The sequence below is a fragment of the Hymenobacter busanensis genome, from assembly GCF_008727865.1.
Lineage (GTDB): Bacteria > Bacteroidota > Bacteroidia > Cytophagales > Hymenobacteraceae > Solirubrum > Solirubrum busanense.
Genome location: NZ_VTWU01000005.1, coordinates 428,012 through 445,437 on the forward strand (window position 1 = coordinate 428,012; position 17,426 = coordinate 445,437).

General features: G+C 60.9%; 12 protein-coding genes. 8 read left to right on the forward strand and 4 right to left on the reverse strand.

Going from position 1 to position 17,426, the window contains the following annotated elements; translation table 11 throughout:
• Positions 1 to 105: 105 nt before the first annotated feature.
• Positions 106 to 1,578, reverse strand: coding sequence for an alpha/beta hydrolase family protein (locus tag F0P96_RS15275; RefSeq protein WP_167291219.1), 1,473 nt, complete (start codon positions 1,576 to 1,578; stop codon positions 106 to 108).
• Positions 1,579 to 1,744: 166 nt separating this feature from the next.
• Here F0P96_RS15275 and F0P96_RS15280 point away from each other — a divergent pair, with 166 nt between their 5' ends.
• Entirely contained in the window at positions 1,745 to 2,425 is a 681-nt protein-coding gene (locus F0P96_RS15280) for an SGNH/GDSL hydrolase family protein (RefSeq protein ID WP_151079774.1), read from the forward strand.
• A gap of 271 nt (positions 2,426 to 2,696) precedes the next feature.
• On the opposite strand, the gene F0P96_RS15285 is transcribed toward F0P96_RS15280, so the two are convergent.
• The 3 genes from F0P96_RS15285 to F0P96_RS15295 form a co-directional block, all read right to left on the reverse strand.
• Positions 2,697 to 3,095: a VOC family protein gene (locus F0P96_RS15285; protein WP_151079775.1), complete on the reverse strand. Its 399-nt coding sequence runs from the start codon at positions 3,093 to 3,095 to the stop codon at positions 2,697 to 2,699.
• 11 nt (positions 3,096 to 3,106) lie between these two features.
• Complete coding sequence (arr, locus tag F0P96_RS15290; protein ID WP_151079776.1) at positions 3,107 to 3,544, reverse strand: NAD(+)--rifampin ADP-ribosyltransferase; 438 nt, start codon at positions 3,542 to 3,544, stop codon at positions 3,107 to 3,109.
• A 165-nt stretch (positions 3,545 to 3,709) separates the two neighbouring features.
• Positions 3,710 to 4,105 carry a hypothetical protein gene (locus F0P96_RS15295; RefSeq protein ID WP_151079777.1) on the reverse strand — a complete coding sequence of 132 codons (396 nt, stop codon included), beginning with the start codon at positions 4,103 to 4,105 and terminating at the stop codon, positions 3,710 to 3,712.
• A 271-nt stretch (positions 4,106 to 4,376) separates the two neighbouring features.
• Here F0P96_RS15295 and uvrA point away from each other — a divergent pair, with 271 nt between their 5' ends.
• From uvrA to F0P96_RS15330, 7 genes are all read left to right on the forward strand, one after another.
• Positions 4,377 to 7,211: an excinuclease ABC subunit UvrA gene (uvrA, locus tag F0P96_RS15300; RefSeq protein WP_151079778.1), complete on the forward strand. Its 2,835-nt coding sequence runs from the start codon at positions 4,377 to 4,379 to the stop codon at positions 7,209 to 7,211.
• 119 nt (positions 7,212 to 7,330) lie between these two features.
• Positions 7,331 to 7,807, forward strand: a complete 477-nt coding sequence (locus F0P96_RS15305) for a hypothetical protein (protein ID WP_151079779.1) — start codon at positions 7,331 to 7,333, stop codon at positions 7,805 to 7,807.
• Positions 7,808 to 7,996: 189 nt separating this feature from the next.
• Positions 7,997 to 8,785: a hypothetical protein gene (locus F0P96_RS15310; protein WP_151079780.1), complete on the forward strand. Its 789-nt coding sequence runs from the start codon at positions 7,997 to 7,999 to the stop codon at positions 8,783 to 8,785.
• A gap of 73 nt (positions 8,786 to 8,858) precedes the next feature.
• The gene (gene tpiA / locus F0P96_RS15315; RefSeq protein ID WP_151079781.1) at positions 8,859 to 9,623 is read left to right on the forward strand and encodes a triose-phosphate isomerase; all 765 of its coding nucleotides are present in this window, start codon (positions 8,859 to 8,861) and stop codon (positions 9,621 to 9,623) included.
• A gap of 264 nt (positions 9,624 to 9,887) precedes the next feature.
• Positions 9,888 to 10,277, forward strand: coding sequence for a 7(1) septoil knot domain-containing protein (locus F0P96_RS15320; protein WP_235917490.1), 390 nt, complete (start codon positions 9,888 to 9,890; stop codon positions 10,275 to 10,277).
• Between the two features lie 164 nt (positions 10,278 to 10,441).
• Positions 10,442 to 11,281 carry a 50S ribosomal protein L11 methyltransferase gene (gene prmA / locus F0P96_RS15325; RefSeq protein WP_151079782.1) on the forward strand — a complete coding sequence of 280 codons (840 nt, stop codon included), beginning with the start codon at positions 10,442 to 10,444 and terminating at the stop codon, positions 11,279 to 11,281.
• A 529-nt stretch (positions 11,282 to 11,810) separates the two neighbouring features.
• On the forward strand, positions 11,811 to 17,354 hold the full coding sequence (locus F0P96_RS15330) for a hypothetical protein (protein ID WP_151079783.1): 5,544 nt from the start codon (positions 11,811 to 11,813) through the stop codon (positions 17,352 to 17,354).
• Positions 17,355 to 17,426: the final 72 nt, after the last annotated feature.

The window sequence follows — 17,426 nt, forward strand, 5'->3', positions numbered from 1 at the left end:
GCGAAGGACCTTCTCACCGCTGACATGTCGTTGTTAAGACGATTGTTCAAGCGTGAAGAGGTCCTTCGCTGCGCTCAGGAGGACAGTTGACTTAAAAGCTATCTGCTAGTGCGCAATGCTGGCGACGCCCTTGCCGCCTTTGCCCACCGAAAACTTACGTGGCACCGCGGCCTCCGAGGTCGTAGCAGCGTAGCTATTCCGCGCCACCCAATCGTGAATCAGCGACAGCGCTTTGGGGGCGAAGGTGGGCTGCTGGCGGCCGTCGATGATGGGCCACTGGTCGGGGTCGGACTGGAACCAGTGGTTTACGCTGGGCAGCTTGTGCACAGCCACGGCGCGGTTGCCGCTTGCTTTCAGGCCTTTCTGCAGCGCCGGAATGTTCTTGTTGGCGGCTACCAGCAGGTCGGCGTTGCCGTTGAGCACCAGCACCGGGCATTTCACGGCCGCCAGCTTGTTCTTGGGGTCGAAGTCGATGAAGTAGCGGTACCAGGGCGAAGTGAGCTGGTTGGCGCGGGCCTGCACCATTGTAAAGTCGATGTCGGCATTGCTGATGCGCAGCATGGCGGCCACTTTGGCGCGGGCCACTTCGTTGTTGGGCGTGTGCCGAATCACGTCGAGCATCTGCTGGTGAAACTTGAGCGCGTTGAGCACCTGGTTGGGATTGGCCCCAATCATGCGCAGAATTTCCACCTGCTGGCGCTTCAGAATTTCCTGGCCCGGCAGGCCGTAGCCCGCCAACGACACAATGAAATCGGGGGCATTTTTCTGGGCGGCGGCCAACAGCGCCACGTTGGCACCTTCGCCGTGCCCAATCATGCCCACCTGGGTTTTGCTCACCTTGTAGTGCGCCCGCAGAAAGCCCATGGCCGCCTGCGCGTCGCTCACCAGGTCGGCGGTGGTAGCCAGGGGGTAGCTGCCCGTCGATTTGCCCACGCCGCGGTCGTCGTAGCGCAGCACCACCACGCCGCGGCGGGTGAGGTAGTCGGCCAGAATCCCGAACATCTTGAAGTTGTCGACTGTCGCGTCGCGCTCCTGCGGGCCCGAGTCGGACACGAGCACCACGGCCGGAAACGGACCTTTGCCGGGCGGCACCGTGAGCGTGCCCGTCAGCCGGATGCGCGTCAGCTTATTGGGCACCACCACTTCCTCTTCGCGGTAGGGCGCTTTGGTTTTGAAGCTGGCCGCTGTGAGTCGGCTTACCTGGTTTTCCAGCACCACATCGGCCTTCACGCCGGGCTGCAGCCACTGGCCCACCATCTGCTTTTTGTCGGCCGAGAGCTTGCCCACGAACTTGCTGCCGGCTTCGGGAATGCGCAGCGTCACGGCGTCGCCCTTCACCTCCACTTTCACCGGCATGCGGCTGATTTGCTGCGCCGGCACGTCGAGCATGGCGTAGAGGCTGCCGTTGCTGAGGGGTACGATGGTCAGGGCCAAATCCCAGGTGCCGCTGGGGACCCGAAACAGTCCTTTCCAGTAGCCATCGAGCGGCGACTTGGTAGCCGAAGGAACGGCCCAAGCCGGTCCAGCCAAAAAAAGACACGCCCACACTACCAACTTAACGCGTAAAAAAATCTTCATAAAGTTACAAAAGAGGTGGGGTTTGGGCGCTGATGATGCATAATTGGCCCGAAGAATACCAAAATTACGCAAACCAGCCGAGGCGGCATACGTCGGCGTACAATTAATGGTTAAACCAATGCCCTCCCGGCCGTAGATTTGCCCTTTCTTCGTCGTACTTATTTCGATGTCGCTACCCGTTACTCTACGTTGGGCGTTGAGCTGCATGCTCGGGCTGCTAAGCGGGCCGCTGCACGCCCAACCCACCGATACCAAACCGCAGCAATGGGCCAAGGCGGTAGCCGCCTTTGCCCGGCAGGACAGCCTCACGCCGCCGCCGCCCAACAGCATCGTCTTCACCGGCAGCTCCACCATTCTGGCCTGGCGTACCCTGGCCACCGACTTTCCCGGCCGCCCGGTGCTCAACCGCGGCTTTGGCGGCTCCCAAACCCCCGACGTCAATTTCTTCTTCGATCAGCTCATCCTGAAGTACCGCCCGCGCCAGGTGGTGCTCTACGAAGGCGACAACGACCTCGTGTATGGCCAAACGCCCGACCAGGTGTACGCCGCCTTCCAGGAATTTGCCCGCCGCCTGCGCCGCGAGCTGCCCGACACGCGGCTGCTCTTCCTCGCCATCAAGCCCAGCCCCTCGCGCTGGCAGAAGTGGCCCCAGATGCAGGAAACCAACCGCCGCATCCGGCGCTACTGCGCCCGGCACCGCCGCCAGCAGTACGTGGATGTGGCTACCCCGCTGCTCGGCCCCAACGGCAAGCCCCGCCCCGAGCTCTTTCGCGCCGACAGCCTGCACATGACGCGCCCCGGCTACGAACTCTGGACCAAAATTGTGGAGCCGTACCTGGTGAAATAGGGGCGGAGGTACCTTTTGCAGCCGCAGCGGCACCAAAAGCTTCCGGCCAGGTAGAAAAAAGGCCCGCCGAAGGTCTAAAAGCTCCCTCGTTAGGAAAAAAGCTACTTCGCCAGCAGTAAAAGGTGCTTCCGTGGCTATTTAAACACCCTCGGCGGGAGAAAAAAGTGGGTCGGACCCACTTTTTTCTCCCGCCGAGGGTGTTTTTAGTCCATTCTGCTGCATCAGGTGCAGGTTGCTGCTCTTGCCCGTTGCCGACGGGAGTACGCCCCGATTAGTTGGGTTCCCACAGCTCCAGCTTGTTGCCCTCGTGGTCGAGGATGTGCACGAACTTGCCGTAGTCGTAGGTGGCAACGTCGTCGAGGACGGTCACGCCGTTGGCCCGCAGCTTGGCCACCAGCCCGTCGAGGTTCTGCACCCGGTAGTTGATCATGAACTCCTTGGTGGACGGCGCGAAATAGTCGCTGCCTTTCTTAAACGGGCTCCACTGCAGGGTATTGATTTCCTCGGGGTTGTCGAGGCTGCGCGACTCAAAGCTGGCGCCGTACTCGCCGGCCTCGATGCCCAGGTTCTGGCGGTACCAGTCGCGGGTGGCCTGCGGGTTGTCGGAGAAAAAGAAGATGCCGCCGATGCCGGTGACTTTGGGCGTAGCGTCGTTGGGTTGGCCTTTCATGCTGCTGTGGGCTAATTGATGATTTTCACGTCGGGGTTGGTGCGCATGGCCGCCAGTCGTTCGCGCCATTGCTGGTGCTCGTCGGGCGTCAGGCGCACCCAGTCGGTTACTTCGCCCACGATGCGTAGCGGCGCCGTGCTGCGGTAGGAGCGGGTGGGGTTGCCGGGGAATTTCTTGTCGGTCACGTTCGGGTCGTTTTCAAAGGGCCCCGTCGGCTCCACGAGGTACACCCGTTCGCACCCCTCGCCGGGGGCCAGGGTGGCGGCGAGGCCAGCACCGTTGGGTAAGGCAGTGAAATAAATGTGGTTCATGATGACGTCGGGGTGGTAATTCGACCGGAACCCGGCGGTCAGCAACTCGCCCACCTGCAAATCGGCTTTCGTGCCGTGGTAGAAGGGGCCGGGGTCTAGGACGTCAGCGGCTGTAGGGGCGGTGGTTTCGTTAGTCATGGTTTACTGCTGAGTGTTTCTTGTTGGGCCACAACGGTCTATTACTTTGCGTTCGGGCGGAATTCGGAGCACAAAAGCGGATATTATTTCTGATGCTTAATCAAAAATCTTCTGTTGACTATTGTTCTTTAGCCCGCCTGGCGCAAAATCTATGTTGTGGACAGTTTATACTATCAGCATTCTTTTTCTCAAAAAATCTTCAATAAGTGGCCTTGTGTATTTTATGTCAGGACTGACACCCTTGTCCTCATTGGCTCGGTAATATTCACCAGCATCAAATGCTTGAAAACATTCCCATGCCACATCTGTGAATGGATATGTCTGGAGAAAATATTCATTGTTTACCCAGAATGAATAAAGATTATTCATAACATAATCGGCAGCTTCATAACTTAATTGCTCATTCCAATATTTTAAAGCCGTTTCAATTGATAAATTTTCAATCAATGTCATTGGAAAATCTTTTGAATTGCCAAGAATATCAGAAACCTGGCTTGTGTCCAGAATTTCATGTGATAATTCAGCAATTATCTTTTCTCTATCAATACTTCGTTCAGCCATTTGCTTAGCTTCTAAAGTCGATTTTTATAGTTACACACAACATTTGTGTTTACGAAGCTTCTTTGGCTTACGAGTTTCGTAAACCGTTCCTTGGTACGAAGTCAATCTTCGTAAAGCAGGTCAGCTTCCCGAAGGTCCGGTAACGCTTCCATAAAAGCAATACGGCTCCGCCCTAGCCACCAGCCCCGTTCCCGTCGTACCTTCGTTGGTCCCAACCGGCTAACGGCGTTAGCCGAAACCTTCCCGGCCGGATTGGGTGTTAGCAGATTCTATGGCCCAGGATAACCTGCAGGTAGCCGCCCCGGCTGCCGACCCGATTGACCAGCTCGACCCGCGCGAGTTCATCATCATCAAAAACGCGCGCGTCCACAACCTCAAGAACCTGAGCGTGGCCTTTCCGCGCAACAAGTTCATCGTCGTCACGGGCCTCTCGGGCTCGGGCAAATCGTCCCTGGCTTTCGATACGCTCTACGCCGAGGGCCAGCGCATGTACGTGGAAAGCCTAAGCTCCTACGCCCGCCAGTTTCTGGGGCGCATGGACAAGCCCGACGTCGACTACATTCGCGGTATTTCGCCGGCCATTGCCATCGAGCAAAAGGTGACGGTGCGCAACAACCGCTCGACGGTGGGCACCAGCACCGAGATATACGACTACCTCAAGCTGTTCTTCGCCCGCGTGGGCCGCACGTTCTCGCCCATCTCGGGCCGCGAGGTGCGCAAAGACACGGTGAGCGACGTAGTGGACTTCCTGTTCTCGCTGCCCGCCGACACCCGCGTGATGATCATCGCGCCGCTGATTCCGGCCGAGGCGGGCCGCCCGCTGCGCAAGGAGCTGGATCTGCTCCTCCAAAAAGGCTACTCCCGCGTGCTCATCAACGGCGAAATGGCCTTCATCGAAGATTTGCTGGGCGAAGGCAAGCCCGAGCCGGCCGGGGAGGTGCAGATCATGATTGACCGCGCCGTCATTCAGCCCGACGACGAGGATTTGCAGTTCCGCCTCTCCGACTCGGTGCAGACCGCCTTCTTCGAGGGCCACGGCACCTGCTTCGTGAAGCTCACCGACGAGACGCACACCTTCTCCGACCGCTTCGAGCTGGACGGCATCAGCTTCGAGGAGCCGACGGTCAACTTCTTTTCCTTCAACAACCCTTACGGCGCCTGCCAGCGCTGCGAGGGGTACGGTTCGGTGCTGGGCATCGACCCCGACCTCGTTATTCCCGACAAAACCCTGACGGTGTACGAGGGCGCCATTGCCCCGTGGCGCACCGAAAAGCAGAGCGAATGGCTCAAACCCCTGCTCAAAAACGGCATCCGCTTCGATTTCCCCATTCACCGGCCCTACAACGAGCTGACTGAGGCCGAGCAGCGCCTCTTGTGGGAAGGTAATAAGCACTTCGACGGCCTGAACGCCTACTTCGAGTGGGTGCAGACGCAGACGCACAAGATTCAGTACCGGGTGCTGCAGAGCCGCTACCGGGGCCGCACCGTGTGCCCCGACTGCCGCGGCACCCGCCTGCGCAAAGACGCCCAGTACGTGCGCGTGGCCGGCAAGAACATTGCCGACCTGGTGCTGCTGCCCATCCGCGACGCGCTGCAGTTCTTCGAGAACCTCGACCTCTCCGAGCACGACATGGCCGTGTCGGAGCGCTTGGTGACGGAGGTGCACAACCGCCTGAGCTACCTGGTGCGCGTGGGCCTGGGCTACCTGACCCTGAACCGCCTGTCCAACACACTGTCGGGCGGCGAGTCGCAGCGCATTCAGCTGGCCACGTCGCTCGGCTCGGCCCTGGTGGGCTCCATGTACGTGCTCGACGAGCCCAGCATCGGGCTGCACCCCAAGGATGCCGAGCAGCTCATCGGCGTGCTGCGCTCCTTGCAGCAGCTCGGCAACACGGTCGTGGTCGTCGAGCACGAGGAGAAGATGATGGAAGTGGCCGACCAGATCATCGACATCGGCCCCGAGGCCGGCTCGGGCGGCGGCAACCTGATGTTCCAGGGCACTTACGACGAGCTGCTGCAGGACACCAGCACCTACACCGGGCAATACCTGAGCGGCAAAATGGAAGTGCCGGTGCCCAAGGTGCGCCGGCCCTGGCGCAACACCATTGAGGTGGTGGGCGCCCGCGAAAACAACCTTAAGAACCTCACCGTGAAGTTCCCGTTGGGCGTAATGACGGTGGTGACGGGCGTTTCCGGCTCGGGTAAGTCAACGCTGGTGAAGCGTATTCTGTACCCCGGCCTGGCGCGGCACCTGGGCGGCACCTCGTCGGAAAGCATCGGCAAGTTCGACAAGCTCGCCGGCGACCTGTCGCAGGTGTCGCACGTGGAGTTTGTCGACCAGAACCCCATCGGCAAGAGCAGCCGCTCGAACCCGGTGACCTACGTAAAGGCCTACGACGCCATCCGCACGCTCTTCGCCGACCAGCCGCTGGCCAAGGCCCGCGGGCTGAAACCCTCGCACTTCAGCTTCAACATCGAGGGCGGCCGCTGCGAGGTGTGCCAGGGCGAAGGCCAGGTGAAAATCGAGATGCAGTTCATGGCCGACATCTTCCTGACCTGCGAGGCCTGCAACGGGCGCAAGTTCAAGCAGGACATTCTGGAGGTGAAGTACAAGGACAAGGGCATCGACGAGGTGCTGGAGCTGACGGTGGAAGATTCGCTCGACTTCTTTGCCGAGCACCCCAAAGTGGCCGAGCGCCTCAAGCCGCTCAACGATGTGGGCCTGGGCTACATCCGCCTGGGGCAGTCGGCCAACACGCTGTCGGGCGGCGAGGCCCAGCGCGTGAAGCTGGCCTCGTTCCTCACCAAAGGCGCTACGCTGCAGTCCGACAAGATTCTGTTCGTGTTCGACGAGCCCAGCACCGGCCTGCACTTCCACGACATCAACAAGCTGCTCACGGCCCTGAACGCGCTGGTGGAGCAGGGCAACTCGGTGCTCATCATCGAGCACAACATGGACATCGTGAAAGCCGCCGACTGGGTTATCGACCTGGGGCCCGAAGGCGGCCTCAACGGCGGCCACCTGCTCTTCGAAGGCACACCCGAAGCCTTTGCCAAGCTCAAAGGCACCAACGACACGGCCCGATTCCTGGCCGAAAAGCTCTAACGCCACGGCGCGGTACCTACCAGGTGCCGCGCCGTTTTTCTTTCTACAACCTTAGGCAAGTGCTAGGTCAATTCGTGGGCGGAAAAGCGTACCTTAAGCAGAGGGACGAGCAGCCGGCCATGATTATTCACGACATTCCCGCCATTCTGATGCAGCACGATGCGGCAGCAGCGCTGGTGCGGGCGTCATGGCGGCGGGGCCGCTCGTTGGAGGAGTTTGTGCCGGCCCTGGAACAGCTGGTGGTATTCAGCCGGCAGCACCACGTGCGGCACTGGCTCATGAACATCGACCAGCTGCCGCCCATGGGGGCCCGCGAACAGGGCTGGATAATGGAAAGCTGGTTTCCGGCCATGGCGGGAACGGCCGTGCAGCACCTGGCTATGGTGCTGCCGCCCGACTTGCACAACCACATGGTCACCACCGCGCCGGTGTTCAATCCGCCGTCGGTCATGTCCTTCGAGCTGCACTTCTTCCCCGACGACTCTTCCGCCTTTGAGTGGCTGTTGGAAGACGCGCCCAGCCGCGCCGCCCTGTGGGCCGAGTGGGAAGCCGAAGTAGCCCATCAGCCCCCTGGGAGCGGGGCCCAGCCGGAATAGAACAGACCCAACCTGGCCTGAAGCAGGCCTTTGGGGTAGGGCAGTTTGCGCAGCAAGCCTTGGCTGAACTTCGGGCAATACGCAACAAAACCGTAAACTACGGTTCGCAAAGTGCTGCCGTGGCCGCTACCGTTGGGTTTACAATCCAGCTAGAGAGCGGGCGACGTACGCTTTGCCTAGCTCCCTGTTATGCCCGCTACCACTGCTTTCCCCTCCCGCCGCCGCCGGTCCCGTTCCTCCTCAGTGCGCCCATGGCGCTACGCCGCTGCCGCTGCCGTGCTGGCCGATATTGTCGTCAATTACTGGTGGAACATGGCGCCGCCCAACGGCCAGACCATGGGCGTGGTGTCGGCCCGATACCCCACCATGCTCACGCCCGCGGGCTACGCGTTCAGCATCTGGGGGCTGATTTTTCTTTCGCTGGCGGCCTATAGCGTGTGGCAGCTGCTGGAGCCGCAACGGCGCAACCCCCTGCCTGACGTAGTAGCGAAACCCTTGGTGGTGGCTGCACTGGCCAGCGGCGGCTGGGTCGTGGCGTTCAGCTACGAGCTGATCGGGCTTTGTACCATTCTGATGCTGCTGACGCTCGGGGCGCTCATCTGGGCCTACGGTCGAGCCCGGCCGCTGGTGCTGAAGGGCAAAGCCCCGGTTGCCGCCGTCTGGCCGCTGACGCTGTTTCTAGGCTGGATTTCGGTGGCCACGGTCATAAACGTAACCCTGCTGCTGCGCGAATGGGGCGTGGAGTCGCCGCATAACGTAACGATGCTGCTATGCCTGGGCCTTATAGTGGTGGTAGTGGCCCTCGGTTTGTTCATCAGCCAGCATTTCGGCGACTGGCTGTACCCGCTGGTGTTGGCCTGGGGGCTGGTGGGCATTTGGGTCGCCCGCCACCACGATGCCGCCGACCTGGCCTGGGTAGCGGCGGGCGGCGCGGCCATGCTGGCAATAGGCGGCGTGTGGCTGGCCAAGTCGCGGTAAGCGAAAGGCTCGGGACGCCGGATTTGGGTAGTACCTTGCGCGCCCAATCCCCTCACTCCCCAAACTCGCAGCTATGCGCAAGAACATCGTCGCCGGCAACTGGAAGATGAACATGACCCTCCAGGACGGCCAGGCCCTCGTGTCGGAAATCGTGAACATGGTGCAGGACGAAACCATTAGCTCCCAGGTGGAAGTAGTGGTAGCGCCGCCGTTCCCGTTGCTGCCCATCATTGGCCGATTGCTGCCCGAAGGCGGCCGCCTGCACCTGGGTGCCCAGAACTGCCACCAGAAAGAAAGCGGCGCCTTTACCGGCGAAGTATCGGCCAAGCTGCTAGCGTCGGTGGGCACCGAGTACGTAATTCTGGGCCATTCGGAGCGCCGGCAGTACTTCGGCGAAGACGACGAGCTGCTGAGCCAGAAGCTGAAAGCCGCTTTGGGCGCCGGACTAAAACCCATCTTCTGCGTGGGCGAGTCGCTGGACACGCGCGAGTCGGGCGACACGTTCAAATACATCGAAGGGCAGCTGAAGGACGGCCTGTTCCACCTCTCCAACGAGGAGTTTGAGCAGGTAGTGGTGGCTTACGAACCCATTTGGGCCATTGGTACCGGCAAAACGGCCACCAGCCAGCAGGCCCAGGAAGTACACGCCTTCATCCGCGAGCAAATTGCCCGCGCCTACGACGCCGAAGCGGCCCAGAACACCACCATTCTGTACGGCGGCTCGGCCAATGCCCAGAACGCCCGCGAACTATTCAGCCAGCCCGATGTCGATGGCGGCCTTATCGGTGGCGCCTCGCTCAAGTCGCGCGACTTCGTGGAGATTATCAAGTCGTTCTAAGCGGGCTGCTGCAAGCTGCTTTGGGCGTCGAATGATTTTCGGTCGGCTTTAGCCAAACCTCAGGCGCTTGTGCTTTCTTTGCTAACGCGCTGTGAGGCAAGTCGACATGAAGTAAATGCGTTTACTGGTTTGTAAAAACTTTAAACTAGTAAATAAACTTACTTTATAATTTGGCTTCATAAAGGCGCAAAGACACGGCATGCGCAGACGAACCAAACGAAACGGTTTGGCGTCTGACTAACACACGCTGGTTTCTCCCATTCTATGCTTCTGACTTCGCTTTTTTCGGCTTTGCTGTGGTGGCACCAGCCCGCGCCGGTAGCTGCGCCCACCGCTCCGGTGGCCGCGGTACCTATGGCTGGCGGCTACGCTGATCCGTGCAAGATTTACGGCAGCATCTACCTGGAGCGCGACGCCCGGCGCCGGGGCTATTGCTCGGCCACGGTGTTTCTGGAGGAGCAGGAAGCTTTTGCCAGCCTCGTGGTATACCAGGAAACTAGCAAGCTGTTTGCCGACAAAGCCGGCCTCTGGTACATCACCGACGCCCGCGACTTTGCCGACTACACCGTGTTTGTCACAGACAACCGTTCCCTGGCCGATTTCAACATCTTCTACACCAAGTCCCGCTCGTTTGCGGGCTGCAAGGAGCGGTAGCGCCCAAGCCCGCTACTGAACAATACGGAAGCCGCCCCGGCCATTGGTTGGGGCGGCTTTTTTGTGCTCCGGCCCAAAAACCGCCGCATCTTTGCAGCCCCAAAGTGCCGGATGCGCTGCGTCAGCACATTTAGCACACTTCCCACATTCTGCACATTACCCTCATGGACTTCATCGAACTGCGCGTAACGGCGCCGGCCGACCTCGCCGATATTCTCATTGCCGAACTCGGCCAGCTCAGCTTCGACACCTTCGAGGAAAACGAGCAGGGCTTCTGTGCCTACGCCACCGAAGACGGTTTCGACAAGGAAGCCACCCAGGCCATCATCGACAAGTACGCGCACTGGCCCGGCGGCATGCCCGTGGCCGAAAGCCGCGTGATTACGCGCCAGAACTGGAACACGGAGTGGGAAAAGAACTTCGAGCCGCTGGTCATTGGCGAGCAGGTGTCGGTGCGGGCGCCCTTCCACGAAGCCCGGCCCGATTTGCCCTACGACATCGTGATTATGCCGCGCATGTCGTTTGGCACCGGCCACCACAACACCACGGCCCTCATGATTGAGAACCAGCTGACGGTGGACCACCAGGGCAAGCGCGTGCTCGACATGGGCTGCGGCACCGGCATTTTGGCCATCATGGCCGTGCACCTGGGCGCCAGCCGCGTGCTGGCCGTGGATGTGGAGCCCTGGACGGCCGAAAACGCCGCCGACAACGCCCTCGAAAACCACGTGCAGGACAAAGTGGAGGCCCGCCTGGGCGACATCACGGCGCTGGAAGGGGAGGAGCCGTTCGACCTCATCCTGGCCAACATCAACCGCAACGTGCTGCTCGACGACATGGACGCCTACTACCGCTACCTGCAGCCCAGCGGCCCCATCATCTTCTCCGGCTTCTACGAGGAAGACCTCCACCTGATTCGCGAAGCGGCTGAAAAAGCAGGCTTCCGCTACGAGTCGCACCGCGTGCGCAACCACTGGGTGTCGGCTATTTTCACGAAAGCATAAAGCGGCTCACGGCCACCCGCCGCAGGCCTTACGCCGCCGGTTATCCTCCACGGAAAGCCGGTGGCGTTTTTGTTCGTAGGTCGAGAAAGCGCGGGCGTTAATCGGGGTAGGGCCCACATGGCTACGGTGAGGCAGCTTCAACTCGCCAAACTGCTTGACCGGCAAACTGGCAGTGCGGGCTCCATTGCAGGACCACCGCCTGCGCCTGAACAAGGGCATTTTCGCCCTTGCCTTACTCGTTGTCGGCCTGAATGAAGCTGGCTCCGTAGCCCATGCCGCATTCGGTTAGTTAACGACATCAGGCTTGCGCAACAGGTTCGAATCGGCTAGGCAGACCCAGCCGCTGCAAGCTCGGCCGGACGGAACTTGCACCGCCACACGCTAGTTACGAGGCGCTGCGTGCGGTTCTGGGAACGGCTTGGAATTTGCTCAAAACCGCCATTTACAGTGCGTTAAGCAAGGTTGCCGCCGGAATGCGGCGAATTTTCCCGAAATTGTAGGCGTCTCATTCCGCCCTGAGGCTTTTTGTATGAAGCAATTCTTCTCTTGGGGGCTCGGCTTGCTCCTGGTACTTGGCTCCGTAGTAGGTGCCCAAGCCCAAACGCAACCGCCGGCTGCTCCCGCCGCCACTCCCCGTCCTGCCCTCAACGCCAAGTTCAGCTCCGACCCCGAGAAATTCATTGGGGAAGTGGTGCTGCTGATGGCCTCGACCAAGAACGCGGCCGCCATTGCCACCACCGAGCAGCTGCGCCAGATGTGGGCCAGCAACAAGCTCACCACCTCGCAGCAAGCCAAGGTAATTGCCCTGGCTCAGCAGATGCAGGCCCGCAAGCTCAAGCCGCGCCCCGTGATGGAGGCTTTTTTTGGGATGCTGGTGGCTGCCAAGCAAGGCCCCAACGCCCTCAACGACCAGCAGACCGACGAGATGCTGACCGTAACCGGCAAGGCCCTGGCCCCCGACAACCTGAAAGGCCTGCAAACCTTTATCAGCACCACCACGCAGTTTCTGAAAACGCGGCTGGTCCATAGCTCGCGCTACAGCCGCATGCGCATGGTGGGCGGCACCGTCTCGTTTGCCTACAACGACAACGACTACCCCACGCCCGCGGGCGGGTCGGCCGGTGGCTCTTGGGATGCGCCCAAGCCCGAGCCGGTGAAAGTAGAGGCGCCGAAACCGGCCGCACCCAAGCCGGCAGCCAAAGCCCCGGCTAAGAAAGCCGCGCCCAAGCCCGTAGCCAAGAAGAAAAGCAGCGGCTGGGACGATTGGGACTCCGGCGACTGGGGCAGCAGCGGCTGGGACTCGGGCAAAGACGACGGCTGGGGCGCTCCGGTGAAGAAAAAAGCCACGCCCGCCAAGAAGCCCGCGGCCACGGCCTCGAAGGCGACGAAACCCGCCGAGAAAACCCAGGCCCAGAAAGATGCGGAAAAGCTGTTCGAGAGCAAGCCGGTGATTACCGAGCCGGCCGTGCCTGCCTACATGGATACCTACTCGCCGCCGCCCACCCAGGGCCCGGTGCTGGTGCTCAAAGACGTGGACCTGGTGCTGGCCACCGGCTACGACTCGGTAGTTATCAAGAAAACCAGCGGCTCGATGTTGCCCGGCACCAACCGCTTCGTGGGCACCGGCGGCGAATTCAGCTGGACGCTCAACAACAACCCGCTCACGGCCAAGCTCACCAACTACGACTTCGACGTAACCAAGCCCGAGTTCAAGGCCGAGCCCGTGACGCTGGAGTACCCGGCCGTGCTGGAAGCTCCCATTCGGGGCGCGCTGGCCTACAAAAGCGTGCAAAAGAAGAACGGTACCGACACCGGCTACCCACGCTTCGTGTCGCTCACCAACGATGCGCGCGTCAAGAACATCGGCGACAACATTACCTACAACGGCGGCTTCTCGCTCAACGGCGCCCGCATGTACAGCTCAGCGCTGGATGGCTCGTTGTCGCGCATTACGGTGGCCTTGGACGGCAAGCCGCGCTTCAAGGCTGCCTCGCGCAGCTACCAGCTCGGCGACACGCTCATCTCGTCGAACCGTGCCTCCATCACCATCTTCCAGGGCGTGGCCGACTCGGTGACGCACCCCGGCGTGAAGCTCAAGTTTTCGAAGCTGCGCAAGGTGCTGATGCTGGCCCGCGAAGAAGGCCTCTACAAAACCACGCCCTACTACGACTCCTTCCACCAGATGGAATTGTCGGCTGAGCTGCTGACGTGGAACGTGGCCACGCCCAATATTGACTTCCGCACGCTCACGGCCAAAAACCAGGTGGCGGCCAACTTCGAGTCGAAGGAGTTTTACACCAACACCCGCTACCAGCAGATCAAGGCCATCAACCGGATGCACCCGCTGCAGATGATTGTGGGCTACTACACCTCGCACGACAACCCCAAGACGTTTGCGGTGCAGGACGTGGTGGAGGCCACGCAACTGAGCGAGCCGAACGTGCGCTCGGCCATTTCGGGCCTGGCCCGCGACGGGTACGTGGGCATCAACCCCATCAACGGCGAAGTGTCGCTGCTGCCCAAGGCGCTGCACTACGTCAACTCCTCGCGCGGCAAGAAGGACTACGACCACATTGCCATCAAGTCCCTTTCGCCGGCTGGCCACAACGCCACGCTCAACCTGAACAACAACGTGCTGCTGGTGCGCGGCGTCGACAAATTCGCCTTCTCCGACGACTCCGTGACGGTGTACGTGAAGCCTGACTCCAGCCTGGTGCGCATTCAGAAAAACCGCAACATCGACTTCAGCGGCACGGTGGTGGCTTCGGCTTTCATTTTCAAGGGCAAGGAGTTCAAGTTTGACTACAATGGGTTCTTCATTGACATGTTCAAAATTGACTCCATCATCGTGAAGGGCAAGGGCTCGAAAGGCTCGGTGATGCGCACCCGCAAGGAGTCCGACTTTGCCCTCACCAACAAGGGCCGCCACTCGGCCGGCCGCCTCTACATCAACGCGCCCAACAACAAGTCGGGCCGCAAGAAACTGGGCGCCTACCCGTCGTTCGACGCCACCACCGGCGCCTACGTGTTCTTCAACAAGCCCGAAGTGCTCGGCGGCGCCTACGACACGACCATCTACTTCGATATTCCGCCCTTCAAGCTCGACTCGCTCAACAACGCCAACCGCGCCGCGGTGGGCTTCAAGGGCACGTTCGTGACAAGCGGCATCATGCCCGATTTCAAGACCAAGCTGACGCTGCAGGAAGACGGCTCCCTGGGCTTTGTGTACGCCGTGCCCAAGGAAGGCTTCCCGCTCTACGGCGGCAAGGCGCGCCTCTACAACCAGGTGCGCATGAGCAACCGCGGCATTCAGGGCGACGGGCAGATCGACTACCTCGCGGGCAACCTCAAGAGCGACCAGTTCATTTTCTACAAAGACTCCGTGGTGACGGTCGGCAAGTCGGCCACCATCAAGGAAGGTCCGCTGAACGGGGCCGAGTACCCGAAAGTGGCCCTGCTGCCCGGTTACCAGATGAAGTGGGTGGTGAAGGCCGACTCGATGTACCTGAGCACGCCGCCCGGCGGCGAGGCCATGCGCTTCTACGACGCCACCTACCTCTACAAGGGCACCGCGGCCCTCACGCCCAAGGGCCTGTTTGGTACCGGCCGCATGGAAAGCACGCAGTCGGTTATTCGCTCACCCTCGTTCACCTTCCTGCCCACCGAGTACAAGGGCGGCAAGGCTACCGTGAGCATCAAGTCGGCCGAGCCGAACAAGCCGGCCCTGACGGCCAACGACGTGGCCTTCAACTACAACATCAAGCGCAGCTACGCCGACTTCACCCGCGAAGAAGGCATGAACAAGTCGGCTATCGACCTGCCGTACTCGCAGTACCGCACCTCCTTGAGCGGCGGCCGCTGGGACTTCAAGAAGAAAACCGTGCAACTGCGCGTAGCACCCGGCCAGGACTCCACGCGCGCCTACTTCTACTCAGTGAAGCCCGAGCAGAAAGGCCTGCGTTTCCGGGCCGCCTCGGGCATGTACGATTTGAACAAGTACCGCCTCATTGCCGACGGCGTGCCGCACATTGCCGCCGCCGATGCTTGGATCGAGCCCGACTCGAACCGCGTGTACGTGCTGCCCAACGCCGAAATGAAGGCGTTCCAGAACGCGGGCATCACCATGGACACCCTCACCAAGTACCACAAGCTCTACAAGGGCGAAATCAAGGTGCTGAGCCGGGCCGCGTTCATGGGCAACGCGCTCTACAGCTACAAAACGCCCACCGACTCCTTCGCCGTCAAATTCAGCAACTTCACCGTCGACTCCACGGCCATTGCGGGCCTCACCAAGTCCGGCAAGAAGAAGGGCGGCTTGCTCAGCAAAGGCAACGACGACGATTTGCCGCCTTCGCCGCCCACCCTGGCCAAGGCCGACATCAAAGCCACCGAGAAGTTCCGCCTGGCGCCCCGCATTCAGTACCGCGGTGGTATGACGATGAACTCCCAGCGCAAGGGCTTTGCCTTCGACGGCCAGGCCCGCCTGGAGTTCAGCAAGGTGCCCACGGCCGCCGACTGGTTCCCGGTGCAGGACAGTATCGACCCGCAGCTGGTGAAAATCAGCCTGAAAGAGCCCAAGGCCGAAGACGGAACCGCGCTGGTCACGGGCCTGTACCAGAACGACGGCACCGGCAAGCCCTACCCGCTGTTTGTGGCCACCAAGCCCAACGTGACCGACGGCAACCTGTTTGAGGTCGACGGCACGCTGGTGTACGACCCCAAGAAGCGTACCTACACCATCAGCCGCCACGACGCACTCGATCCTGAAATTTACGAGGGCAACGTGCTGACCGTGAACGACTCGACGGCCCAGCTCGACTTCCGCGGCAAGCTCAACCTGATCAACTCCACCAAGGACTACACCCTCATTACGTCCGCCATCGGCAAGGCCAAGCCCGACTCGAACCGCTACCAGCTGGACGCCATGATGGCCTTCGATATCAACTTCCCCGACAAGGCCATTGAGGCCATGGCCGAGGACATGGCCAAGTACTCCAAAGGCTTGCCCGAGGCGCTGATTGGCCAGCCCAACGAGTACTACAAGATGGGTGAGTTTGCGGGCTCGAAAGCCGTGAATGACTACGCCAACCGCAAGGGCGGCTACATGGCGCTGCAAAAAGTGTCGGGCAAATTCCTGCACGACATCATGCTGAGCCAGGTGCCCCTGAAGTGGGACGACAAGCGCAAGGCTTGGTTCAGCACCGGCAAAATCGGCCTCGTCAGCATTGGCAAGAAGGACATCAACGCCCTCATCGACGGCTACATCGAAATCAAGAAGGAAAGCACCGGCGACGTGGTGGAGCTGTACCTAGAGGCCGACCCCGAAACGTGGTACTACTTCAAGTATGCCGAGAACAAGCTGCTGGCCAAGGCCCAGCACGGCGAGTTCGACGAAATTCTGGGCCGCGCGGCCAAGGGCGACTACAACGTGGCCACCGACTACGGCTTCTTCCTCGGTGACGAATCGGAGAAGGTGATGTTCGTGAACCACTTCCGCAAAGACTACCTCGGTCAGGCCAAGCCTGCCAAGCAGATTGTGGGCCGCCCGAAAGAGCCGGAAGTGAACGTAGACGGCATGGCCGGCGCCGGCAAGAAAAAGAAGAAGGACAAGGCCGACGACGAATTTGGCGGCGACACCAACGCCGGCGGTACCGACCCGGCGGCTGAGCCCGCCAAGAAGGAGAAGACCAAGAAAAAGAAAGCCGACCCCAACGACCCCTTCGCCACCGACGACACCGGTGCCGGCACCGACCCGGCCGCCGAACCGGTGAAGGAAAAGAAGAAGAAAAAGGAGGAGGCGGCGCCTGCGCCGGACGCTGGCGCTACCGAACCCGCCGCCGAACCGGCCAAGAAGGAGAAAAAGAAGAAGGAGGAGGCGCCCGCCACGCCGCCCGCCGACGACGCTGCACAACCAGCTGAACCCGCTGCCGAGCCGGCCAAAAAAGAGAAAAAGAAAAAGGAGGAAGCCGCTCCCGCCGAAGACACCGCCAAGCCGGCGGAGCCCGCGAAGGAAACCAAGAAGGAGAAAGAGAAAAAGAAGAAGAAGGAAGACGACCCCTTCGGCGACGAGTAACCTGCTTGCTTCCGATCTACTGCACAAAGCCACGGCCCTTGGTCGTGGCTTTGTTTGTGTAGCGCCTCGCGC